This is a genomic window from Burkholderia sp. L-4, from assembly GCF_056856535.1.
In genome coordinates, this window is sequence record NZ_JBXEOX010000001.1 from 2,554,773 (window position 1) to 2,578,485 (window position 23,713).

Genomic DNA, 23,713 nt, shown 5'->3' on the forward strand with positions numbered 1-23,713 from the left:
ATGATCTTGGTTTCCTCCGCTCGCGATTACTGGGCCAGCGGCAGCTTCGACTGCGCGACGTGGGAGAGGAGGTTTTCCACGGAAACGTGCATCACGTCCGTGAAAGGCTTCGGATAAAGACCCATCAGCAGCGTGAACGCGGCGAGCACGGCCAGCATCAGGAATTCGCGACGGCCGATGTCCTTCAGCTTGGCAACGTGATCGTTCGCCACCGCGCCGAAGTACACGCGCTTGTACATCCACAGCGTGTAGGCCGCACCGAGGATCAGCGTGAACGCCGCGCCGAAGGCGATCCAGAAGTTGTACTGGACGGCCGCGAGAATCACCATGAACTCGCCGACGAAACCCGACGTACCCGGCAGGCCGCAGTTGGCCATCGAGAACAGCATCGCGAATGCCGCGAACTTCGGCATCACGTTGACGACGCCGCCGTAATCGGCGATCTGGCGCGAGTGCACGCGGTCGTACAGCACGCCGATGCAGAGGAACATCGCGCCCGACACGAAGCCGTGCGAGATCATCTGGATGATCGCGCCTTCGACGCCGAGCTGGTTGAAGATGAAGAAGCCGAGCGTGACGAAGCCCATGTGCGCGATCGACGAATACGCGACCAGCTTCTTCATGTCGGCCTGCACCATCGCGACGAGGCCGATGTAGATCACCGCGATCAGCGACAGCGTGATCACGACCGGTGCCAGGAAGTGGCTCGCGTCAGGCGTGATCGGCAGCGAGAAGCGCAGGAAACCGTAGGCGCCGAGCTTCAGCATGATCGCGGCCAGCACGACCGAGCCGCCCGTCGGCGCTTCCACGTGCGCGTCCGGCAGCCACGTGTGCACCGGCCACATCGGCACCTTCACCGCGAAGGCGAGGAAGAAGGCGATGAACAACAGGATCTGCGGCGTCATCGCGATCTTCGCGTTCTGCCACGTCGCGAGGTCGAACGAGTGCGTTTCCGTGTACAGGTAGATCAGCGCGACCAGCATCAGCAGCGAGCCGGCCAGCGTGTACAGGAAGAACTTGAACGCCGCGTACACGCGGTTCGGGCCGCCCCACACGCCGATGATGATGTACATCGGGATCAGGGTCGCCTCGAAGAACACGTAGAACAGCAGGCCGTCGGCCGCCGAGAACACGCCGATCATGATCCCGGACAGGATCAGGAACGCCGCGAGGTACTGCGCGACGTTCTCGGTGATCACTTCCCACGCGGCGATCACGACGATCACCGTGATCAGCGCGGTCAGCACGACGAACCACATCGAGATACCGTCGACGCCGAGGTGATACGCGATGTCGAAGCGTTCGATCCAGGTCGACTTCTCGACGAACTGCAGCGCGGCCGTGCTCGAGTCGAAGCCCGTGATCAGCGGGATCGTGACCGCGAGACCGAGCAGCGAGCCGATCAGCGCGATCCAGCGGGCCGTCCCCGGATTTTTGTCGTTACCTACCGCGAGTACCAGGAGGCCGAAAACGATCGGCAACCAGATCGCGGTACTGAGAATCGGAAAAGCGTGCATTGTTCTTGTCCCCTCGCCTTATTTGCCGCCGAGCGTTACAAACAGGGTCAGGAGCCCCAGCATGCCGATGATCATGGCGAACGCGTAGTGATAGATGTAACCGGATTGGAGGAAGCGGATCACGCCGGCGAACCAGCCGATGAACCGGGCGCTGCCGTTGACGAGGCCGTCGATCACCACGACGTCGCCTTCCTTCCACAGGCCGCGGCCGATCGCCACCGAACCACGGGCGAACACCACTTCGTTGATCTTGTCCAGGTAGTACTTGTTGTCCAGCAGCGTGTAGATCGGGCCGAACGCGCGGCGGATCGACGCCGGCAGTTCCGGACGCTTCAGGTACAGGAACCAGGCGACCACGACGCCGGCGAGCGCGAGCCAGACCGGCAGGCCCGACACCGAGTGCAGGCCCATGCCCACCCAGCCGTGGAACTCTTCGGCCATCTCGGCGAGCGCCGGGTGGTTTTCGCCGATGAAGATCACCTTGTCGAAGGCGACGCCATGCTGGAAGAAATCGCCGAACAGCATCGGGCTGATCGCGATCGCACCGATGATCACCGACGGGATCGCCAGCAGGACCAGCGGCACCCACACGACCCACGGGGTCTCGTGCGGCTCGTGTGCGTGGTCGTCATGACCGTGGCCATGGCCGTGATCGTCGTGGCCGTGCGCGGCCGCCATGCCCATCGGCGATTCCGGGTGCTTCGGCTTGCGGAAGCGCTCCTCGCCGTGGAACACCAGGAAGTACATGCGGAACGAGTACAGCGCCGTGACGAACACGCTCGCGACCACCGCGAAATACGCGAAGCCCGAACCCGGCAGGTGCGACAGCTTCACCGCGTCGATGATCGAATCCTTCGAGTAGAAGCCCGAGAAGAACGGCGTGCCGATCAGCGCGAGCGAACCGACGAGCGACGTGATCCACGTGATCGGCATGTACTTGCGCAGGCCGCCCATGTTGCGCATGTCCTGGTCGTGGTGCATGCCCATGATGACCGAGCCGGCGCCGAGGAACAGCAGCGCCTTGAAGAACGCATGCGTCATCAGGTGGAACACGGCGACCGGGTAGGCGGACACGCCGAGCGCGACGGTCATGTAGCCGAGCTGCGACAGCGTCGAGTACGCGACCACGCGCTTGATGTCGTTCTGGACGATGCCGAGGAAGCCCATGAAGAGCGCCGTGATCGCGCCGATCACCGTGATGAACGACAGCGCGGTATCCGACAGCTCGAACAGCGGCGACATGCGCGACACCATGAAGATACCGGCCGTCACCATCGTCGCCGCGTGAATCAGCGCCGAAATCGGCGTCGGGCCTTCCATCGAGTCCGGCAGCCACACGTGCAGCGGGAACTGTGCCGACTTGCCCATCGCGCCGATGAACAGGCAGATACAGGCCACGGTCAGCAGGCCCCAGTCGGTGCCCGGGAAGTGCAGGCTCGCGAGTTCCGCGCGCTTCGCGAACACTTCGCCGTAGTTCATCGAGCCGGCGAACGCGAGCAGCAGGCCGATGCCGAGCAGGAAGCCGAAGTCGCCCACGCGGTTCACGAGGAACGCCTTCATGTTCGCGTAGATCGCGCTCTCACGCGTGAAGTAGAAGCCGATCAGCAGGTACGACACCAGACCCACCGCTTCCCAGCCGAAGAACAGCTGCAGGAAGTTGTTGCTCATCACGAGCATCAGCATCGAGAACGTGAACAGCGAGATGTACGAGAAGAAGCGCTGGTAGCCGTCTTCTTCCGCCATGTAGCCGATCGTGTACACGTGCACCATCAGCGAGACGAAGGTCACGACGACCATCATCATCGCGGTCAGCGAATCGACGAGGAAGCCGACTTCGAGTTTCAGCGAGCCGACGTTCATCCATTCGTAGACGGTCGCGTTGAAGCTTGCGCCGCCCATCACGTCGAGGAAGACTTTCGCCGACAGGAGGAACGCGATCATCACGCCGAGGATCGTGATCCGGTGTGCGCCCTTGCGCCCGACTGCGTTCCCGAACAGCCCCGCAATCAGCGAGCCGGCCAGCGGAGCGAGCGGAATCGCCAGCAGCAGGTTTTCATTGAGTGTCGTTGACATAACAGCGTTGCCTGAAATTAACCTTTGAGCTGATCGAGATCCTCGACATTGATCGTGTCGAGCTTACGGAACAGGGTCACCAGAATCGCAAGACCGATCGCGGCTTCCGCTGCCGCGACGGTCAGCACGAAGAACACGAAGATCTGGCCGTGCACGTCGCCGAGGTAATGCGAGAACGCGACGAAGTTGGTATTCACCGCCAGCAGCATCAGTTCGATCGACATCAGGATGATGATGACGTTGCGGCGGTTCAGGAAGATCCCGACGATCGCGATCGCAAACAGGATCGCGCCGAGCACAAGGTAGTGAGCAAGAGTCAGCATGATTTTCTTTTCCTCCGCTTAGCCGTTGGTGCCCGAACCGGCTTCGCTCTGCGCCGTTTCCGGCTGCGGCTTGTCCGCTTCCATCTTCACGAGGCGCACGCGGTCGTTGCGGCGCACCTTGACCTGATCCGACACGCGCTGGCGCTTGCTGTCCTTGCCCTTGCGCTCGGTCAGCCCGATCGCGGCGATGATCGCGACCAGCAGCACGAGACCGGCGATTTCGAACGCGAAGATGTAGTCGGTGTAGATGACCTTGCCGATCAGGCGCGTGTTCGACCAGTTGGCCATCTCGCCCGTCGCCATCGCATGCACGGTGTGCGTGTCGCCGTAACCGCGCCACAGGATCAGCGCGGTCTCGATCACGATGATCGCGCCGACCACGGTCGCCATCGGCACGAAGCGCTTGAAGTCGCGGCGCAGGTAGTCGATGTTGATATCCAGCATCATCACGACGAACAGGAACAGCACCATCACGGCGCCCACGTAGACCAGCACCAGCAGGATCGCGAGGAACTCCGCTTCCAGCAGCATCCAGATCGCGGCGGCGTTGAAGAACGCCAGCACAAGGAAAAGCGCAGACGCCACCGGGTTGCGCGAAGTGATCACCTTCAGCCCTGATACCACCAGGAGCAGCGCGAAGATGTAGAACAGTACGGTCGTGAATTCCATGATTACCGGTTCATCGTTAGGCCATAGTCAGGCGCGGCTTGCGGGACGCTCTCGCGTGCCGCACCCGTCGCGGCGGCTCGGCCCTGGCTGCGGGCCGGCACTGCAAACACAATCAACGATACGGCGCGTCGGCAGCCTTCGCCGCGGCGATGTCCTTCTCGTAGCGATCGCCCACCGCGAGCAGCATTTCCTTCGTGAAATACAGGTCGCCGCGCTTTTCGCCGTGGTACTCGAGAATCTGCGTCTCGACGATCGAGTCGACCGGGCAGCTCTCTTCGCAGAAACCGCAGAAGATGCACTTCGTCAGGTCGATGTCGTAGCGCGTCGTGCGGCGCGTGTTGTCCGCGCGCGTTTCCGATTCGATCGTGATCGCCATCGCGGGGCACACGGCCTCGCACAGCTTGCACGCGATGCAGCGCTCTTCGCCGTTTTCGTAGCGGCGCAGTGCATGCAGCCCGCGGAAACGCGGCGAGATCGGGGTCTTCTCTTCCGGGAACTGCACGGTGAACTTGCGCTTGAACGTGTAACGACCGGTCAGCGCGAGCCCCTTCAGCAGCTCGGTCAGGAAGAAGGTCTTAAAGAAGTGTTGGATAGCCGTCATGATTTCGTCCTTACTTCACCCAGATGTTCAGCGGCGACATCATCCAGCAGCCGACCACGACCACCCAGATCACCGTGACGGGCAGGAACACCTTCCAGCCCAGGCGCATGATCTGGTCGTAACGGTAGCGCGGGAACGTCGCGCGGACCCAGATGAACACCGACAGCAGTGCGAATACCTTCAGCACCAGCCAGAAGATGCCCGGGATGAACGACAGGAATTCGAACGGCGCATCCCAGCCGCCGAGGAACAGCGTCGCAGCCAGCGCCGAGATCACGATCATGTTGATGTACTCGGCGAGGAAGAACAGCGCGAACGCCATACCCGAGTAGTCGATCATGTGACCCGCGACGATTTCCGACTCCCCTTCCACCACGTCGAACGGGTGGCGGTTCGTTTCGGCGATGCCCGAGATGAAGTACACGACGAACGCCGGCAGCAGCGGCAGCCAGTTCCACGACAGGAAGTTCACGCCGTGGCCGGCGAAGAAGCCGTGCTGTTGCGAACCGACGATCTCCGACAGGTTCAGGCTGCCGGCCGTCATCAGCACGAGCACCAGCGCGAAGCCCATCGAGATTTCGTACGACACCATCTGTGCCGCGGCGCGCATCGCGCCGAGGAACGCGTACTTCGAGTTCGATGCCCAGCCCGCGAGAATCACCGCGTACACGCCGATCGACGAGATCGCCATCGCGTACAGCAGGCCCGCGTTCACGTTCGCGAGGACCGCTTCGGCCTGGAACGGGATCACGGCCCACACGGCGAATGCGGGCACGACGGTCATCACCGGCGCGATCAGGTACAGCCAGCGGCTGGCGGCGCTCGGCTGAATGACTTCCTTCAGCAGCAGCTTCAGCACGTCGGCGATCGGCTGCAGCAGGCCGCCGGGGCCGACGCGGTTCGGGCCGAGACGCACGTGCATCCAGCCGATCAGCTTGCGTTCCCACAGAATCAGGTACGCGACGCACAGCAGGATGACGACGGAGACGACGAGGATGCGCACGACTGCCCACACCGTCGGCCACGCGAAGCCGAGAAGCTCGGCCCCGCCCGCGTTGATCGTATCGAACAAGCTCATTTACGCCTTCTCCACCACCAGTTCACCGGACAGGCTGCCGAGCGCTGCGCCGGCAGGCGTCGCCGCCGACACGCGAACGACCGTCTCCGCAAGATTCGCGTCGCGCACGGCCGGCAACTGCACCGCACGCTCGCCCTGGCGCACGCGCACGGCGTCGCCTTCCTTCAAGCCCAGCTTGTCGAACAGCGCGGCCGGCAGGGCTGCGGCATTCGCCGCCTTCGCGGCAGCCGTCAGGTGCAGCGCACCCGCGCGGCGCACGAGCGCGTCGGCGTGATAGATCGGCACATCGGCCAGGCGCTCGAAACCGCCGTTCGCGGCATTCGCCGCGGCACGCACCGGCGCGACCGACGTCTGGTTCGACAGACGGCCCGCGACGCCGGCGTCGCCGAGCGCGGCGAGACGCACTTCTTCCGCGGTCTCGTATTCGAAGTTCGGCAGGCCGAGCAGGCTGCCGAGCACGCGCAGCACCTTCCAGCCCGGACGCGTGTCGCCGAGCGGGCGCACGACGCCGTTGAAGCTCTGCACGGTGCCTTCCGCGTTCACGTACGTGCCGGCCGTTTCGGTGAACGGCGCAACCGGCAGCAGCACGTCGGCGTAGTCGAGGCCGTGCTTGAACGGCGACATCACGACAACCATTTCCGCCTGGTTCAGCGCGGCCAGCGCCTGGGCCGGATCGGCCGTGTCGAATTCCGGCTCGACGTTCAGCAGCACGTAGCCCTTGCGCGGCTGCGCGAACGCTTCGCGTGCGTTCAGGCCGCCTTCGCCCGGCAATGCGCCGACGACGTGCGCGCCGACCGTGTTCGCCGCTTCCGTCAGGAAGCCGAACGTGGCGCCGGTGTTGTCGGCGATCCACTTGGCGACGGCATGCAGCTTCGCGAATTCGGGGTGGCGGACCGCGACGTTGCCGAGCAGCACCGCGCGGCGTTCGCCGTTCGACAGCGACTGCGCGACAGCCTGCGCGGCCGGCGATGCGGTGACGCCTGCCAGCGCGTCGGGCAGCGCGACGCCGCGCAGTTGCGCGATGGCCGCGGCGATGCCGGCCAGCTCGTCGAGCCACGCGGACGGTGCGGCCACGATGCGTTGCGCGGTCGGGATCAGTGCGTCGTCAGCGGTCGCGTGCAGGAAATGCAGCTTCGCGCCGTTCTTCGCGGCCTGACGCAGGCGCGACGCGAACAGCGGGTGGTCGCGGCGCAGGAACGAACCGACGACGAACGCGGCGTCCACGTTCGACAGGTCGGCGATCGGCATGCCGAGCCACGGCGCGCCCTGGACCGGCGCCGAGAAATCCTGCTGACGCAGACGGAAGTCGACGTTCGGCGTCTTCAGTTCGTTGGCGAGCTGCTTCACGAGGAACAGCTCTTCAGCGGTGCTGTGCGCGCTCGCGAGCATCGCCAGCGCGTTCGCGCCGTGATCCGCGGCGATGCCCTTCAGGCCCTTCGCGACGTATTCGAGCGCGGTCTGCCAGTCGGTTTCGATCCACTGGCCGCCCTGCTTCAGCATCGGCTTCGTCAGGCGCTCTTCGCTGTTGAGGCCTTCATACGAGAAGCGGTCCTTGTCCGAGATCCAGCATTCGTTGATCGCTTCGTTCTCGAACGGCAGCACGCGCATCACGCGGTTGTTCTTCACCTGCACGACGAGGTTCGCGCCGACGGAATCGTGCGGGCTCACCGACTTGCGGCGCGACAGTTCCCACGTACGGGCGCTGTAGCGGAACGGCTTGCTGGTCAGCGCACCGACCGGGCACAGGTCGATCATGTTGCCCGACATTTCGGAATCGACCGTCTTGCCGACGAACGTCGTGATTTCCGAGTGCTCGCCGCGGCCCAGCATGCCGAACTCCATCACGCCGGCGATTTCCTGGCCGAAGCGGACGCAGCGCGTGCAGTGGATGCAGCGCGACATTTCTTCCATCGAGATCAGCGGGCCCACGTTCTTGTGGAACACCACGCGCTTTTCTTCCGAGTAGCGCGACGACGACTTGCCGTAGCCGACCGCCAGATCCTGCAGCTGGCATTCGCCGCCCTGATCGCAGATCGGGCAATCGAGCGGGTGATTGATGAGGAGGAATTCCATCACCGACTGCTGCGCCTTCACGGCCTTGTCGGACTGCGTGTGGACGATCATGCCGGCCGACACGGGGGTCGCGCAGGCAGGCACGGCCTTCGGCATCTTCTCGACTTCGACGAGACACATCCGGCAGTTGGCCGCAACCGACAGTTTCTTGTGATAGCAGAAGTGAGGAATGTACGTATCCGCCTTGTGCGCAGCCTGGATCACCATGCTGCCTTCGGGCACCTCGACCTTCTTGCCGTCTATTTCAAGTTCAACCATGATGGTGAATGGTCCTTAACCTATTTCCGCCCGTTCGCGCCTTGGCCCGACCGTGCGCTCAAATTCCGCAACCGGGTTCGCTTCAGGCCGCCGCCGCGTGCGCGTGGCCGCCGACCATGCAGTGCTTGTGCTCGACGTGGTACGCGAATTCGTCCCAGTAGTGCTTGAGCATCCCGCGTACCGGCATCGCCGCCGCATCGCCGAGCGCACAGATCGTGCGACCCATGATGTTCTCGGCCACCGAGTTCAGCAGGTCCAGATCTTCCTGGCGGCCTTCGCCGTGCTCGATACGGTTCACGACGCGATACAGCCAGCCGGTGCCTTCACGGCACGGCGTGCACTGGCCGCACGATTCCTCGTAGTAGAAGTACGACAGGCGCAGCAGCGAGCGCACCATGCAGCGCGTCTCGTCCATCACGATCACCGCGCCGGAACCGAGCATCGAGCCCGCCTTCGCGATCGAATCGTAGTCGAGATCCGTCTGCATCATGATGTCGCCCGGGATCACCGGCGCCGACGAGCCGCCCGGAATCACGGCCTTGATCTTCTTGCCGCCGCGCATCCCGCCGGCGAGCTCCATCAGCGTCGCGAACGGCGTGCCGAGCGGCACTTCGTAGTTGCCCGGGCGCTCGACGTCGCCCGACACCGAGAAGATCTTCGTGCCGCCGTTGTTCGGCTTGCCGATCTCGAGGTAGTTCTGCGGCCCGATGGACAGCAGGAACGGCACCGCGGCGAACGTCTCGGTGTTGTTGATCGTGGTCGGCTTGCCGTACACGCCGAAGCTCGCCGGGAACGGCGGCTTGAAGCGCGGCTGGCCCTTCTTGCCTTCGAGCGATTCGAGCAGCGCCGTTTCCTCGCCGCAGATGTACGCACCGTAACCGTGGTGCGCGTGCAGCTGGAACGAGAATTCCGAGCCCATGATGTTGTCGCCGAGGAACCCGGCCGCGCGCGCTTCGTCGAGCGCGGCTTCGAAGCGTCGATACACTTCGAAGATTTCGCCGTGGATGTAGTTGTAGCCGACGGTGATGCCCATCGCGTATGCGCCGATGGCCATGCCTTCGATCAGCGCGTGCGGGTTCCAGCGCAGGATGTCGCGATCCTTGAACGTGCCCGGCTCGCCTTCGTCCGAGTTGCAGACGAGGTACTTCTGCCCCGGGAACTGGCGCGGCATGAAGCTCCACTTCAGGCCGGTCGGGAAGCCCGCACCGCCGCGGCCGCGCAGGCCCGACGCCTTCACGTCGGCGATCACCTGCTCGGGCGGAATCTTTTCTTCGAGAATGCGGCGCAGCTGCTTGTAGCCGCCGCGCGCGACGTAATCTTCGAGATGCCAGTTCTCGCCGTTCAGACCAGCGAGGATCAGCGGTTTGATGTGACGGTCGTGGAGGGACGTCATTTCGAGAGCTCCTCAAGCAGCTGGTCGATCTTCTCGCGGCTCATGAAGCTGCACATTCTGTGATTGTTCACCAGCAGCACCGGCGCATCGCCGCACGAGCCCATGCATTCGCCTTCCTTCAGCGTGAACTTGCCGTCGGGCGTCGTCTCGCCGAAGCCGATGCCGAGCTTCTGTTTCAGGTAGTCGGCAGTCGCTTCCGCGCCGCCGTGCGGGCCGAGCTGGCACGGCAGGTTCGTACAGAGCGTGATCTTGTGCTTGCCGACCGGGTTGAGCTCGTACATCGTGTAGAACGTCGCGACTTCCTGCACGGCAACGGCCGGCATGCCGAGATAGTCCGCGACGAACTGCATCAGTTCGGGCGACAGCCAGCCGTGCTCTTCCTGAGCAACGGCCAACGCCGACATCACGGCGGACTGTTTCTGATCGGCGGGATACTTCGTCAACGCTCGATCGATTTCCTTCAGGCCTTCAGCTGAGATCATTTTCAGACACGACTCTTTCAATTCCTACCGAACGAACAACCTGCCGCACACTTGGGGTGCATGGACGGCAGACCTGGCGCTCACTCTGTTGACAGCTTGCGAAGCCGCGCCGGTTCAGCGCGCATCGCGTGTGACTTACTGCTTCGCCGCCCGCTCGCGCGGGCGGCGCAACCATTAGCGATCGATCTCGCCGAACACGATGTCCTGCGTACCGATGATCGTGACGGCGTCGGCGATCATGTGACCGCGCGCCATTTCGTCGAGCGACGCCAGGTGCGCGAAACCCGGCGCGCGAATCTTGAGGCGATACGGCTTGTTGGCGCCGTCCGACACGAGGTAGATGCCGAATTCACCCTTCGGATGCTCGACCGCCGCGTACGCTTCGCCTTCCGGCACATGGAAACCTTCGGTGAAGAGCTTGAAGTGGTGAATCAAGTCTTCCATGTTGGTCTTCATGCCGACGCGCGACGGCGGGGCAACCTTGTGATTGTCCGTCATCACCGGGCCCGGATTCTTGCGGAGCCACTCAATACACTGTTTCGCGATGCGGATCGACTGGCGCATTTCCTCGACGCGCACCAGATAGCGGTCGTAGCAATCGCCGTTCACGCCGACCGGCACGTCGAAATCCATGCGATCGTACACTTCGTACGGCTGCTTCTTGCGCAGATCCCAGGCGATACCCGAGCCGCGCAGCATCGGGCCCGTCAGGCCCATCTGCAGCGCACGTTCCGGGCTGACCACGCCGATCCCGACCAGACGCTGCTTCCAGATCCGGTTGTCGGTGAGCAGCGTTTCGTATTCGTCGACGCACTTCGGGAAGCGCGTGAAGAAGTCGTCGATGAAGTCGAGCACCGAGCCGCTGCGCGCTTCGTTCATCTTCGCGAGCGCCTTCTCGTTGCGAATCTTCGACGCCTTGTATTGCGGCATCACGTCAGGCAGGTCGCGGTAGACGCCGCCCGGACGGTAGTACGCCGCGTGCATCCGGGCGCCGGACACCGCTTCGTACACGTCCATCAGGTCTTCGCGTTCGCGGAAGGCGTACAGGAACACGGCCATCGCGCCGACGTCGAGCGCATGCGCGCCGATCCACATCAGGTGGTTCAGCACGCGCGTGATCTCGTCGAACAGCACGCGGATGTACTGCGCGCGCTCCGGCACTTCAATGCCGAGCAGCTTCTCGATCGCGAGCACGTAGCCGTGCTCGTTGACCATCATCGACACGTAGTCGAGACGGTCCATGTACGGCACGGACTGGATGAAGGTCTTGGATTCCGCGAGCTTTTCCGTCGCGCGGTGCAGCAGGCCGATGTGCGGATCGGCACGCTGGATGACTTCGCCGTCGAGCTCGAGCACGAGGCGCAGCACGCCGTGCGCTGCCGGGTGCTGCGGGCCGAAGTTGAGCGTGTAGTTCTTGATTTCTGCCATGACGCCCCCTTAATGTTTCAGACCGCCATAGCGATCCTCGCGGATCACGCGCGGCGTGATTTCGCGCGGCTCGATCGTCACCGGCTGGTACACGACCCGCTTCTCTTCCGGGTCGTAACGCATTTCGACGTAGCCCGACACCGGGAAGTCCTTGCGGAACGGGTGGCCGATGAAGCCGTAGTCGGTGAGGATGCGGCGCAGGTCGGGGTGGCCTTCGAACACGATGCCGTACAGGTCGAACGCTTCGCGCTCGTACCAGTTCGCGGAGGTCCAGGTGTCGACCAGCGATGCCACGATCGGCAGGTCGTCGTCCGGCGCGAATACGCGCAGGCGCAGGCGCCAGTTGTTCGTGACCGACAGCAGGTGCGACACGGCCGCGAAGCGCGGGCCGTCGTAGGCACCGTCGCCGAAGGTCTGGTAATCGACACCGCAGAGGTCGAGCAACTGCTCGAATCGGAGCTTCGGATCGTCGCGCAGCGTCTTTGCGACTTCGAGGTAATCGCTCGCCTTCACGACGAGCGTCAGTTCACCGATCGCTTCGGTGAGGCTCACCACGCGCGCGCCGAGCGCGGCTTCGAGGTTTGCCTTGAGGGTCTCGATTTTGCTTGCCATATTGAGGGGACGCTCGGGGCTTTATTGACGGGCAATGGTGTTGGTGCGACGGATCTTCGCCTGAAGCTGGATCACGCCGTAGACCAACGCCTCGGCCGTGGGCGGACAGCCCGGCACGTAGACGTCGACCGGCACGATCCGGTCGCAGCCGCGAACCACCGAATACGAGTAGTGGTAATAACCACCGCCGTTCGCGCACGACCCCATCGAGATCACCCAGCGCGGCTCGGCCATCTGGTCGTACACGCGGCGCAGCGCGGGCGCCATCTTGTTGCAGAGCGTGCCGGCGACGATCATCACGTCCGACTGACGCGGACTCGGACGGAACACGACGCCGAACCGGTCCAGGTCATAACGGGCCGCGCCCGCATGCATCATCTCGACGGCGCAACACGCGAGCCCGAACGTCATCGGCCACAGCGAGCCGGTACGCGTCCAGTTGATCAGCTTGTCAGCCGTCGTGGTGACAAACCCTTCCTTCAAGACCCCTTCGATACTCATTTGCTTTCCACTCCAGACGAGCGACCGAGCGTGGCCGCCCATGCAAACCGGCGATTAACCCATCACTCCCAGTCGAGCCCGCCTTTCTTCCAGATATAGGCAAAGCCCAGCAGGAATTCGAGCAGAAAAATCATCATTGCGATGAAACCCGGCCAGCCGATGTCCCGGAGCGCGACGCCCCACGGGAACAGGAATGCGGTTTCGAGATCGAAGATGATGAACAGGATGGCGACGAGGTAATACCGGACGTCGAATTTCATCCGGGCGTCTTCAAAGGCTTCGAAGCCGCACTCGTATGGTGCATTCTTCTCGACGTCCGGCTTGTTGGGACCCAGGAGCTTGCCGATGCTGACCAGCGCTATACCTAAACCAGTGCCCACGAGAAGGAACAACAAGACGGGGTAATAGGCTGCGAGGTTCAAGGCAATCCTCTATCGGTTGGTTCTGAGCGTCCGGAGAATACCACTTCCGGCGGAAGGAATCATTTCGGAGTGCAGGCGATCGCAAGACAACCGCAAGCACACCCCAGAAATGAAAAATGCCAGCCACTAGAAGCGGCTGGCATTGAGTAACTTTGGTGCCGACGGCGAGACTCGAACTCGCACAGCTTTCGCCACTACCCCCTCAAGATAGCGTGTCTACCAATTTCACCACGTCGGCACTGCATGCAACTCGGGTTGTGCTGCTTGTTTCCCGCGAATCGCTTCAAGAATTAAATTCTAACCCGAGTTCCAGATTTGTTCAACGCACAACCGCAAAAAAATTAACTTTTTATTTCGGGACATCCTGGCCCGGCGCGCTTGCCGCCGAGCCCGCGACGGCCGCGGATGCCGCGACGGCCGGCGTCGATGCTGCAGGTGCCGGCGCGGTCGCTGCCGAGCCGAGCACGCCGGCCGACGGCGTCGATTTGTACGAACCGAGATACGTCAGCGCGAGCGTCGCGACGAAGAAAATCGTCGCGAGGATGCCCGTCGTGCGCGACAGGAAGTTCGCCGAGCCCGTCGCACCGAACAGGCTGCCCGACGCGCCGCTGCCGAACGCGGCGCCCATGTCGGCACCCTTGCCGTGCTGCAGCAGCACGAGACCAATCACACCGAGTGCAGACAGTACCTGCACCACAATAATCAGCGTCTTGAATAACAGCATCACACCCACCCGATTGGATCGGGCGACCGGACCGTCCGGCCGCCGTCATGGTTCAATTCGATCTCGGACCGCTTATCGCGCGGCCCGGCAGATCGCCAGGAAATCTTCCGCCTTCAGCGACGCGCCGCCGATCAGGCCGCCGTCGATGTCCGGCTGCGCGAACAGCTCTTCCGCGTTGTCCGGCTTCACGCTGCCGCCGTACAGCACGGACACGTCCTCCGCCCCCTTCGCCGCGAGACGCGCGCGCAGGAACGCGTGCACGTCCTGCGCCTGCGCCGACGTCGCGCTCCTGCCCGTGCCGATCGCCCAGACCGGTTCGTACGCGACGACGATGCGCGCGGCCTCGTCAGCCGTCAGCACGGCCAGCACCGCGTCGAGCTGCGCACCGACGACCTGCTCGGTCGCGCCCGATTCGCGCTCGTCGAGCGTCTCGCCGACGCACACGACCGGCGTGAGCCCGGCTGCGAGCGCGCGCTGCGTCTTCGCCGCGACCGTCTCGTTGCTTTCGCCGTGATACGCGCGACGCTCCGAGTGACCGACGATCGCATAACGCGCGCCGAACTCGGCGACCATCGCGGCCGCCACTTCGCCGGTGAACGCGCCCTGTTCGTGCGCGGACACGTCCTGCGCGCCGAAGACGACACGACCGTCACCCAGCTGCGCCTGAACCTGCGCGAGATACGGGAACGGCACGCACACGCCGACCGACGTATCGGCCGCCACCGCGCCCGCGCCCTGCACCACTTCGTTCAGCAACGCCTGGTTGCCGGCCAGCCGGCCGTGCATCTTCCAGTTGCCGATCACCCGCTTCGTTCTCTGTTTCGACATCGTGTCTGTCTCGTCACCGCTGTGTCATTGACGCGCCGGAAACCGGCCGTCAGGTTTGATCTGGCGAAGCAAACCCGCGATTTTACTGCGCACGGCTTGAACCGGTCAAACCGCGCATGTCAAGTCCGGCCACGCGGGCCGTCAGGCGTTCGTACCCCAATCGAGCACGATCTTGCCGGTGTGCTCGCTGCTTTCCATCAGCGCATGCGCCTGCGCGGCGTCCGCGGCCGGCAACACGCGGTAGATCACCGGCTTGATGCGCCCGTCGGCGATCAGCGGCCACACGCGCGCCTTCAGTTGCGCGGCGATGCGCGCCTTGAACTCGACCGGACGCGGGCGCAGCGTCGAACCCGTGACGGTCAGCCGGCGGCGCAGGATCTCGCTCAGGTTGACGTCGGTCTTCGCGCCGCCGAGCAGCGCGATCAGCACGAGACGGCCGCCGTCCGCGAGCGCGGACAGCTCGCGTGGCACGTACGAGCCCGCCACCATGTCGAGGATCACGTCGACGCCACGATCGTGCGTCAGCGACTTCACGACCTCGACGAAATCCTCGGTCTTGTAGTTGATCGCGCGTTCGGCGCCGAGCGCCTCGCACGCGCGGCACTTGTCGGCGGTGCCAGCCGTCGCGAACACGCGAAAGCCGAGCGCGTGCGCGATCTGGATCGCCGTCACGCCGATGCCGCTCGAGCCGCCCTGCACGAGCAGCGTCTCCTGCTCGCCGCCCTCGCCCGCGCCGAGCCGCGCACGGTCGAACACGTTGCTCCACACGGTGAAGAACGTCTCGGGCAGCGACGCGGCCTCGATATCGGTGAGCCCGTCAGGCACCGGCAGGCACTGCGGCAGCGGCGCGACCGCGTATTCGGCATAACCACCGCCCGCGAGCAACGCGCACACGCGATCGCCCAGCTTCAGGCCGAACGGGTTCAGCGCGGCATCGGACAGGTCGCCGCCGACGATCTCGCCCGCCACCTCGAGGCCCGGCAGATCCGACGCCCCCGGCGGCGGCGCATAGCCGCCCTTGCGCTGGAACACGTCGGGCCGGTTCACGCCGGAAGCCGCCACCTTGATCAGCACCTCGCCGCGCTTCGGTTCGGGGCGCGGGCGCTCCGCGAGCTTCAGCACGTCGGGGGCGCCGAATTCGGTGATTTCGATGGCTTTCATGGTGAGGGAGGCTCCAGGATCGGAATCGGATGGCCCGCCCGCGCACGCGGCACGGACGCCTTGCCGGCGCTGCTGCGCCGCACAACGATGCTACAGAAAAAACGGCCGGCACGCTTTCGCACTGCCGGCCGCTGGTCCGCCCGTCCGCTTACTGCTGCGGCGGCGTATCCGACTGCGCTGCCGCGGCGGCTTCGTTCAGCAGCGCCTTGGCCGACAGGCGCACACGGCCCTTCTCGTCCGTCTGAATGACCTTGACCTTGACCTGCTGACCTTCCTTCAGGTAGTCGTTGATGTCCTTCACACGCTCGTTGACGATTTCCGAGATGTGCAGCAGGCCGTCCTTGCCCGGCAGCAGGTTCACGATCGCGCCGAAATCGAGCAGCTTGAGCACCGTGCCTTCGTACACCTGGCCGACTTCGATCTCGGCCGTGATTTGCTCGATGCGCTTCTTCGCTTCGGCCATGCCTTCGCTGCTGGTGCTCGCGATCGTCACGACGCCGTCATCCGAGATGTCGATGGTCGTGCCCGTTTCTTCCGTCAGCGCGCGGATCACCGAACCGCCCTTGCCGATCACGTCGCGGATCTTTTCCGGGTTGATCTTGATCGTGATCATGCGCGGCGCGAATTCCGACAGCTGCGTGTTCGCACCCGAGACCGCCGAGGTCATCTTGCCGAGGATGTGCATGCGGCCTTCCTTCGCCTGCGCGAGCGCGACCTGCATGATTTCCTTCGTGATGCCCTGGATCTTGATGTCCATCTGCAGCGCCGTCACGCCTTGTTCCGTGCCGGCCACCTTGAAGTCCATGTCGCCGAGGTGATCTTCGTCGCCGAGGATGTCGGTCAGCACCGCGAACTTGTTGCCTTCGAGGATCAGGCCCATCGCGATACCCGCGACGTGCGCCTTCATCGGCACGCCGGCGTCCATCAGCGCGAGGCAGCCGCCGCACACCGACGCCATCGACGACGAACCGTTCGACTCGGTGATTTCCGACACGACGCGGATCGAGTAGCCGAATTCGTCGGCGCTCGGCAGGCACTTGACCAGCGCGCGCTTCGCGAGGCGGCCGTGGCCGATTTCGCGGCGCTTCGGCGAGCCGACGCGGCCCGTTTCGCCGGTGGCGAACGGGGGCATGTTGTAGTGGAGCATGAAGCGCTCGCGGTATTCGCCTTCGAGCGCGTCGATGATCTGCTCGTCACCCTTCGTGCCGAGCGTCGCGACGACCAGCGCCTGCGTCTCGCCGCGGGTGAACAGCGCGGAGCCGTGGGTGCGCGGCAGCACGCCGGTGCGGATTTCGATCTGGCGCACGGTGCGCGTGTCGCGGCCGTCGATACGCGGCTCGCCGTTCAGGATCTGCGAACGGACGATCTTTGCCTCGATGTCGAACAGCACGTTGCCGACGGTGGCCTTGTCGGCCGCAGCCGTACCGGCCGCCAGCGCTTCTTCCTCGAGCTTCGCCGAGGTGGCCGAGTAGACTTCCTTCAGCTTCGCCGAACGCGCTTGCTTGTCGCGGAGCTGGTAGGCGGCGAGCAGGTCGTTCTGCGCCAGTTCGGTCACGCGGGCGATCAGCGCCTCGTTCTTCGGCGCCGGCTGCCAGTCCCACTCGGGCTTGCCGCCTTCGCGCACCAGTTCGTGGATCGCGTCGATCGCGACCTGCATCTGCTCGTGACCGAACACGACCGCGCCCAGCATCACTTCTTCCGACAGCTGGTCGGCTTCCGATTCGACCATCAGCACGGCGCGCTCGGTACCCGCGACGACGAGGTCGAGGCTCGATGCCTTGATCTGGTCACGCGTCGGGTTCAGCACGTACGCATTGTCGATGTACGCCACGCGTGCGGCACCGACCGGGCCGTTGAACGGCAGGCCCGACACGGCGAGCGCGGCCGATGCGCCGATCAGCGCGGGGATGTCCGCCGGGATATCCGGGTTCACGGACAGCACGTGGATCACGACCTGGACTTCGTTGTAGAAGCCTTCCGGGAACAGCGGGCGCAGCGGGCGGTCGATCAGGCGCGACGTCAGCGTCTCATGCTCCGACGGACGGCCTTCGCGGCGGAAGAAGCCGCCCGGGATCTTGCCGGCCGAGTAGGTCTTCTCGAGGTAATCGACGGTCAGCGGGAAGAAATCCTGACCCGGCTTCGCCGACTTCGCGCCGACGACGGTTGCCAGCACGACGGTGTCTTCGACGTCGACGATCACCGCACCGCTCGCCTGGCGAGCGACTTCACCGGTTTCGAGGCGCACCTTGTGCTGGCCCCACTGGAATTCCTTCACGACCTTGTTGAACATGGACATGGTTGCTCCTTTGTATTCATGCATTTCATTCGCCGCGCCGGCCATCCGGCACGGCGGCGTCTCGACCGAATCACCCGGAGCAAGGTGTGTTTTTTATGCCATTCCAGCGCGGCGCTCGTGCAGCAGCGCGCTGGAATGACACAAATCCTGCCCCGGAATCAGTCGTTGCGGCGGCCCCGCACGAACGTGCCGGACAGCCTGCGATGCGCGTGACGCTACGCACCGCGCAAAAACAAAATGCCTGTATCAGCGGACTGACACAGGCATCTTGCTGGCGGCAATCGCCTCGATTACTTACGCAGACCCAGCTTCTCGATCAGTGCGCGGTAACGGTCGGCATCCTTGCCCTTGAGGTAGTCGAGCAGCTTGCGGCGGCGGCTCACCATGCGCAGCAGGCCGCGGCGGCTGTGGTGATCCTTCGCGTGGGTCTTGAAGTGACCCGTCAGTTCGACGATACGTGCGGTCAGCAGTGCGACCTGGACTTCGGGCGACCCCGTGTCGTTGGTACCGCGGGCGAACTGAGCAACAACTTCCGACTTCTTGATATCTGCAACAGACATGTGATTTCCTTTCTAACTGAACAGGCGGACACGGAAGAATGGCCGTGCCGTGACTTACAACCGGCGGGCATTGTAGCACAACTCCCCGCCGTTCTTACCGCCTTCTGTCACGGACGCGTCATCGAGCACGCCGACGGCATCTCCGTGCGCTGCGCCGGCACCGCCAGCACCGTCCGGAAGCCATAACCCGACCCCTCGTTGTCGAAGCGCACGCCCGGCGCGCCGGCCTTGTCCATCTCCATCACGTAAAGGGGCTGGATCAGCTGGTGATCCTGCGCGCGCATCCGCGACGCATGGAAACCGTCGTCGAACGACAGGCCCTCGAGCGACCGCGCGACCGCGACGGGGTCGGCCGACCCCGCCCGGTTCATCGCCGCGGCCAGCATCTCGATCATCAGGCTCATGCGCCGCACCGGATAGTCGTCCTGCGCGGCCGGGAAACGGGTCCGGAACGCGCGGTAGAACGCGTCGGATTTCGCGCTGCCCGCATTCGGATGCCAGTCGGCCACGGCCACGACGCGCCCGACGCCGGCATCGCCAAGGGCGGCCGGCGCACCGAGGCTGTTGCCGTAGAACGTGTAGAACTTCGCGTTCAGCCCCTGCTCGCGCGCCGCCTTCACGAGCAGCGTGAGGTCGTTGCCCCAGTTGCCGGTCACGACGGCATCCGCGCCGCTCGCGCGGATTTTCGCGATGTACGGCGAGAAATCCTTGATCCGGCCGATCGGGTGGAATTCGTCGCCGGCGATCGTCACGTCCGGGCGCCGCGCGGCCAGCGCCTGCCGCGCGAGCGTGCTGACGTCGTGACCGAAGCTGTAGTCCTGGTTCAGCAGGTAGACCTTGCGCAGCGCGCGGTCGCGCGCCATCACGTCCGCGAGCGCGGCCATCCGCATCCCCGCGTGCGCGTCGAAGCGGAAATGCCAGAAGCTGCAGCGCGCGCCGGTGAGCGCCGGATCGTCGGCCGAATAGTTCAGGAACAGCATCCGGTTGTCGGGGTCGCGCGCGTTCAGCTTGTCGAGCGCCGCGACCAGCGCGGCCGCGACGGCCGAGCTGTTGCCCTGCGCAACGAAGCCGATATGGCGGTCCGCGGCCGCGCGCAGCTGCACGAGCGCCTCCTCCGGGCTGCCCTTGCTGTCGAGCACGACGAGTTCGAGCGGGTGTGCGCCGTCGCGCAACTTCACGCCGCCCGCCGCGTTGACCTGCTCGACGCCGAAGCGCAGGTTGCGCTCGACCGCCGCGCCCGCGTTCGCGAACGGGCCCGACATCCCTTCGATCAGCGCGATCCGCACCGGCTCGCCGCCGGCGAACGCGGACGCAGCCAGCACCCATCCTGCGCTCAACGCGAGCGCGTACCGCTTCCACCCCTGCATCGGCCACCTGCCCTTCGATTTGCCCGAGAAGCGCGGATCATAGGCCGGCGCGCCCGCCGCCCGCAAGCCTCGCCGCGCCGCCGATCCGCACCGATTTTTTCCGCGCGATGCACCGGCACGCGCCGTCCGTGATACAACGGGGCCTGTTTCCGTGTTCTGGAGGATCCCATGCGCATTCGCATTCCCGCGCGCCTGCCGGTGCTGGTCGCCGGCGCCGCGGCACTGCTGGCCGGTTGCGCGCAACCGTGGCAGCAATACCAGGCCGGCCAGGACGAATCGGCGATCGTCGCGCGCATGGGGCCGCCGCGCGAGATCTACGACCTGCCCGGCGGCGGCAAGCGGCTGATGTGGCCGACCCAGCCGATGGGCGAAATCACGATCGCGGCCGACGTCGACGCGGCCCACAAGATCGTCAACGTGCGCCAGGTGCTGCAGCCGAGCGAGTTCTATCGCGCGGAGATCGGCAAGTGGACGAAGACCGACGTGCTCGTCAATTTCGGACGCCCGGTCGAGACGTCCTACTTCCCGCTGATGAAGCGCGAGGTATGGACGTACCGGTATCTCGAGGACAACGTCTGGTACATGATGTACAGCTTCTATTTCGATCCGCAGGGCATCCTGCGCATCACGCAGAAAACACCGGACCCGATGCACGATCCCGATCGTCGCAACCTGTTCTGACCGATTACGCATTTACGCGCAATTTTCACCATGGCCATTCACGAATTCTTGCGTGAATGGCCATTTCGTTTTTTCCGATCCGCTATTTAATTCACGGAATATGACGGAAAACTTTTCCGGTCGATGACATCCCGATGGCAATCCGCTGAACGCCCCGTCATGCGGTCGTCTGCGCGGATACTGTCATGCCCGATGCCTGTCGTGCGTCGGGTTGGTGCAAGCAATGCACTGCGCCAAATCAATTTGAAACAATTTGTTTCAATGCCACCGGAATGCTAGGGCATACCCCTAATATCAGTCGAAATCCAACCTTTCAATTTAGAAAGAATGGGGTTGCGTCATTTCGATCGATATTGATTTGCCTTTATTACAAAGGAGTCCTCATGAATCGCCCCAAGAGCATGCTGGTTGCCAACATTGCCTGGGCCCGCGAGACGCGTGAACACACGCCCGGTTTCTTCGACGCGCTCGCGCGCGGCCAGAACCCGCGCGTGCTGTGGATCGGCTGCGCCGACAGCCGCGTGCCGGCCGAAACCATCACGCACTGCGCGCCCGGCGAACTGTTCGTCCATCGCAACATCGCGAACCTGTTCCACCCCGACGACGACAACTCCGCCAGCGTGCTCGAGTACGCGGTGCGGGTGCTGAAGGTCGACCACGTGATCGTGTGCGGGCACTACGGCTGCGGCGGCGTGCGCGCATCGCTGCTGCCGCCGCCGGCCGACCTGCCGCACGTCGCGCGCCGCATCGCGCCGCTCTGCGCGCTCGCGCGGCGCCATCGCGACACGCTCGACGGCCTCGACGACACGGCCGCCGCCGACCGCCTCGCCGAACTGAACGTCCTCGAACAGGTGCGGCTGCTGCGCGCATCGCCGATCGTGCGCGGCCGCGAACGGCCGCCGCTCGTGCATGGCTGGATCTTCTCGCTCGCCGACGGTCGCCTGCTGGAGCTCGATTCCGGCTACGCGGCCCCGCCCGTCGACGTCGAACCCGCGCTGGCCACGACCGCCGCCGCGCTCGGCTGATTCATCCCCCGCCCCAACGCCCACGAAAACGCCCCAACCATGAAACTGAACGAGCGCCTCTCCACCCTGCCGCGCGACATCGTCGCCGGCATCGTCGTTTTCCTCGTCGCGCTGCCGCTCTGTCTCGGCATCGCCAACGCCTCCGGCGTCGAGCCGTTCGCCGGGCTCGTGTCCGGCATCGTCGGCGGCATCGTCGTCGCGCTGCTGAGCGGCTCGTCGCTGTCCGTCAGCGGGCCGGCCGCCGGCCTCGTCGTGATCGTCGTCGAAGGGATCGCGCAACTCGGCAGCTTCTCCGCGTTCCTGCTCGCGGTGCTGCTGTCCGGCGTGCTGCAGTTCGGGTTCGGCATGCTGCGCGCCGGCCGCTTCGCCGCCTACGTGCCGTCGCCCGTCATCAAGGGCATGCTCGCCGCAATCGGCCTGCTGCTGATCGTGAAGCAGATTCCGTTCGCGTTCGGCATCGGCGGCTCGGCCGCGCAATCGTTTGCGAATTGGCCGGGCCTGCCGGTCGCCTGGGCCGCCACGGCCATCGCGCTCGCATCGCTCGCGCTGCTGATCGCCTGGGACACGCCCGCGCTGCGCCGCTTCGCGCTGGTGCGCGCGGTGCCCGCGCCGCTCGCGGTCGTCGTGCTCGGGATCGGCGCGACGCTCGTGCTGGGCTTCGTCGCGCCGGCCGTTGCGCCGGGCGCGGCCCATCGCGTGACGCTGCCCGAGCTCGGATCGTTCGCGGCGTTCGCGGCCTCGCTCAAGCACGCGGAGCTCGGCCCGAACTTCGCGCAGCTCGTCAATCCGGACGTGTGGCGCGTCGCGATCACGCTCGCGGTCGTCGCGAGCCTCGAGACGCTGCTGAGCCTCGAAGCGGTCGAGCAGATCGACCCGAAGCGCCGGCCGACCCAGCCCGATCGCGAGCTGAAGGCGCAGGGCGTCGGCAATCTCGTCGCGGGCGCGGTCGGCGGCCTGCCAATCACGTCGGTGATCGTGCGCAGCTCGGTGAACGTCAACGCGGGCGCGCAAAGCCGGATGTCGGCCATCGTCCACGGGATGCTGCTGCTCGCGAGCGTGTTCGCGCTCACCGGCCTCATCAACCTGATCCCGCTCGCGAGCCTGGCCGCGATCCTGATCCATACGGGCTTCAAGCTCGCGAAGCCGGCGCTGTTCCGTTCGGTGATGAAGCAAGGGCCGGCCGCCTTCGTGCCGTTCGCGGCGACGATCGTCGGCGTGCTCGCGGTCGACCTGCTGTTCGGCATCGCGCTCGGCCTCGCGTGCAGCGTGCTGGCCGTCGCGGTCGCGAACCTGAAGAGCCCCGTCACGCTCGCGCAGCACGACGACCACTTCCTGCTGTCGTTCCGCAAGGACGTGTCGTTCCTCGGCAAGGTGCAGGTCAAGCACCACCTGCGGCACATTCCGGATCGCGCGGCCGTGATCATCGACGCGACGCGCGCCGACTACATCGATCACGACGTGCTCGAACTGCTCGACGCGTTCGTCGCCGACGCGCCGCGGCGCGGGATCGCGGTCGAGTTCCGCCGGCGCAGCCCGGCGCCGCGCCCCGCCGCGCGCCGCTGGCTGTTCCGCGCCCCCGCGGCCGAATGAGCGGCCGATGAAAAAACGCCCCGGCGGCACACGGCCGCGCGGGGCGTTTCG

General features: G+C 65.0%; 22 protein-coding genes and 1 tRNA gene. 3 read left to right on the plus strand and 20 right to left on the minus strand.

Features of this window, described 5'->3' with window-relative positions; translation table 11 throughout:
* Positions 1–26 precede the first annotated feature (26 nt).
* The 20 genes from AC1VVG_RS11860 to AC1VVG_RS11955 form a co-directional block, all read right to left on the minus strand.
* On the minus strand, positions 27–1,517 hold the full coding sequence (locus AC1VVG_RS11860; RefSeq protein WP_021162817.1) for an NADH-quinone oxidoreductase subunit M: 1,491 nt from the start codon (positions 1,515–1,517) through the stop codon (positions 27–29).
* A gap of 18 nt (positions 1,518–1,535) precedes the next feature.
* Positions 1,536–3,590, minus strand: a complete 2,055-nt coding sequence (nuoL, locus tag AC1VVG_RS11865) for an NADH-quinone oxidoreductase subunit L (RefSeq protein ID WP_034190808.1) — start codon at positions 3,588–3,590, stop codon at positions 1,536–1,538.
* A 17-nt stretch (positions 3,591–3,607) separates the two neighbouring features.
* On the minus strand, positions 3,608–3,913 hold the full coding sequence (gene nuoK / locus AC1VVG_RS11870; RefSeq protein ID WP_006478272.1) for an NADH-quinone oxidoreductase subunit NuoK: 306 nt from the start codon (positions 3,911–3,913) through the stop codon (positions 3,608–3,610).
* Positions 3,914–3,931: 18 nt separating this feature from the next.
* On the minus strand, positions 3,932–4,582 hold the full coding sequence (locus AC1VVG_RS11875) for an NADH-quinone oxidoreductase subunit J (protein WP_011545812.1): 651 nt from the start codon (positions 4,580–4,582) through the stop codon (positions 3,932–3,934).
* A 112-nt stretch (positions 4,583–4,694) separates the two neighbouring features.
* The gene (gene nuoI, locus AC1VVG_RS11880) at positions 4,695–5,183 is read right to left on the minus strand and encodes an NADH-quinone oxidoreductase subunit NuoI (RefSeq protein WP_009691265.1); all 489 of its coding nucleotides are present in this window, start codon (positions 5,181–5,183) and stop codon (positions 4,695–4,697) included.
* 10 nt (positions 5,184–5,193) lie between these two features.
* Positions 5,194–6,261 carry an NADH-quinone oxidoreductase subunit NuoH gene (gene nuoH, locus AC1VVG_RS11885; RefSeq protein ID WP_034190807.1) on the minus strand — a complete coding sequence of 356 codons (1,068 nt, stop codon included), beginning with the start codon at positions 6,259–6,261 and terminating at the stop codon, positions 5,194–5,196.
* Entirely contained in the window at positions 6,262–8,592 is a 2,331-nt protein-coding gene (gene nuoG / locus AC1VVG_RS11890; RefSeq protein WP_226194177.1) for an NADH-quinone oxidoreductase subunit NuoG, read from the minus strand.
* A gap of 82 nt (positions 8,593–8,674) precedes the next feature.
* Complete coding sequence (gene nuoF, locus AC1VVG_RS11895; RefSeq protein ID WP_006478267.1) at positions 8,675–9,985, minus strand: NADH-quinone oxidoreductase subunit NuoF; 1,311 nt, start codon at positions 9,983–9,985, stop codon at positions 8,675–8,677.
* The gene (gene nuoE / locus AC1VVG_RS11900; protein ID WP_006756903.1) at positions 9,982–10,467 is read right to left on the minus strand and encodes an NADH-quinone oxidoreductase subunit NuoE; all 486 of its coding nucleotides are present in this window, start codon (positions 10,465–10,467) and stop codon (positions 9,982–9,984) included. Before nuoE ends, nuoF begins: the two co-directional genes overlap by 4 nt.
* Before the next feature lie 174 nt (positions 10,468–10,641).
* The gene (locus AC1VVG_RS11905) at positions 10,642–11,895 is read right to left on the minus strand and encodes an NADH-quinone oxidoreductase subunit D (protein ID WP_034190805.1); all 1,254 of its coding nucleotides are present in this window, start codon (positions 11,893–11,895) and stop codon (positions 10,642–10,644) included.
* Between the two features lie 9 nt (positions 11,896–11,904).
* A complete protein-coding gene (locus AC1VVG_RS11910) occupies positions 11,905–12,507 on the minus strand; it encodes an NADH-quinone oxidoreductase subunit C (protein ID WP_034190804.1) in 603 nt (200 codons plus the stop codon).
* A 21-nt stretch (positions 12,508–12,528) separates the two neighbouring features.
* Entirely contained in the window at positions 12,529–13,008 is a 480-nt protein-coding gene (locus AC1VVG_RS11915; RefSeq protein WP_006398799.1) for a NuoB/complex I 20 kDa subunit family protein, read from the minus strand.
* A 62-nt stretch (positions 13,009–13,070) separates the two neighbouring features.
* Positions 13,071–13,430 (minus strand): NADH-quinone oxidoreductase subunit A, encoded by a 360-nt coding sequence (locus AC1VVG_RS11920; RefSeq protein WP_006398798.1) that lies wholly within the window; start codon positions 13,428–13,430, stop codon positions 13,071–13,073.
* A gap of 153 nt (positions 13,431–13,583) precedes the next feature.
* A tRNA-Leu gene (locus tag AC1VVG_RS11925) sits at positions 13,584–13,668 on the minus strand.
* Between the two features lie 111 nt (positions 13,669–13,779).
* Entirely contained in the window at positions 13,780–14,154 is a 375-nt protein-coding gene (gene secG / locus AC1VVG_RS11930) for a preprotein translocase subunit SecG (protein ID WP_034190803.1), read from the minus strand.
* Positions 14,155–14,226: 72 nt separating this feature from the next.
* Positions 14,227–14,982 (minus strand): triose-phosphate isomerase, encoded by a 756-nt coding sequence (gene tpiA, locus AC1VVG_RS11935; protein WP_059558100.1) that lies wholly within the window; start codon positions 14,980–14,982, stop codon positions 14,227–14,229.
* A gap of 141 nt (positions 14,983–15,123) precedes the next feature.
* On the minus strand, positions 15,124–16,143 hold the full coding sequence (locus AC1VVG_RS11940; protein WP_482835662.1) for an NAD(P)H-quinone oxidoreductase: 1,020 nt from the start codon (positions 16,141–16,143) through the stop codon (positions 15,124–15,126).
* Positions 16,144–16,291: 148 nt separating this feature from the next.
* Positions 16,292–18,439 (minus strand): polyribonucleotide nucleotidyltransferase, encoded by a 2,148-nt coding sequence (gene pnp / locus AC1VVG_RS11945; RefSeq protein WP_482835664.1) that lies wholly within the window; start codon positions 18,437–18,439, stop codon positions 16,292–16,294.
* Positions 18,440–18,729: 290 nt separating this feature from the next.
* Complete coding sequence (rpsO, locus tag AC1VVG_RS11950) at positions 18,730–18,999, minus strand: 30S ribosomal protein S15 (RefSeq protein ID WP_006398792.1); 270 nt, start codon at positions 18,997–18,999, stop codon at positions 18,730–18,732.
* 107 nt (positions 19,000–19,106) lie between these two features.
* Positions 19,107–20,366, minus strand: coding sequence for a branched-chain amino acid ABC transporter substrate-binding protein (locus AC1VVG_RS11955; RefSeq protein ID WP_301742086.1), 1,260 nt, complete (start codon positions 20,364–20,366; stop codon positions 19,107–19,109).
* 168 nt (positions 20,367–20,534) lie between these two features.
* Here AC1VVG_RS11955 and AC1VVG_RS11960 point away from each other — a divergent pair, with 168 nt between their 5' ends.
* From AC1VVG_RS11960 to AC1VVG_RS11970, 3 genes are all read left to right on the plus strand, one after another.
* On the plus strand, positions 20,535–21,047 hold the full coding sequence (locus AC1VVG_RS11960) for a hypothetical protein (RefSeq protein ID WP_034190799.1): 513 nt from the start codon (positions 20,535–20,537) through the stop codon (positions 21,045–21,047).
* A gap of 383 nt (positions 21,048–21,430) precedes the next feature.
* Complete coding sequence (locus AC1VVG_RS11965) at positions 21,431–22,072, plus strand: carbonic anhydrase (protein WP_034190798.1); 642 nt, start codon at positions 21,431–21,433, stop codon at positions 22,070–22,072.
* Between the two features lie 39 nt (positions 22,073–22,111).
* Complete coding sequence (locus AC1VVG_RS11970; protein ID WP_200088121.1) at positions 22,112–23,662, plus strand: SulP family inorganic anion transporter; 1,551 nt, start codon at positions 22,112–22,114, stop codon at positions 23,660–23,662.
* The last annotated feature ends 51 nt before the right edge of the window (positions 23,663–23,713 follow it).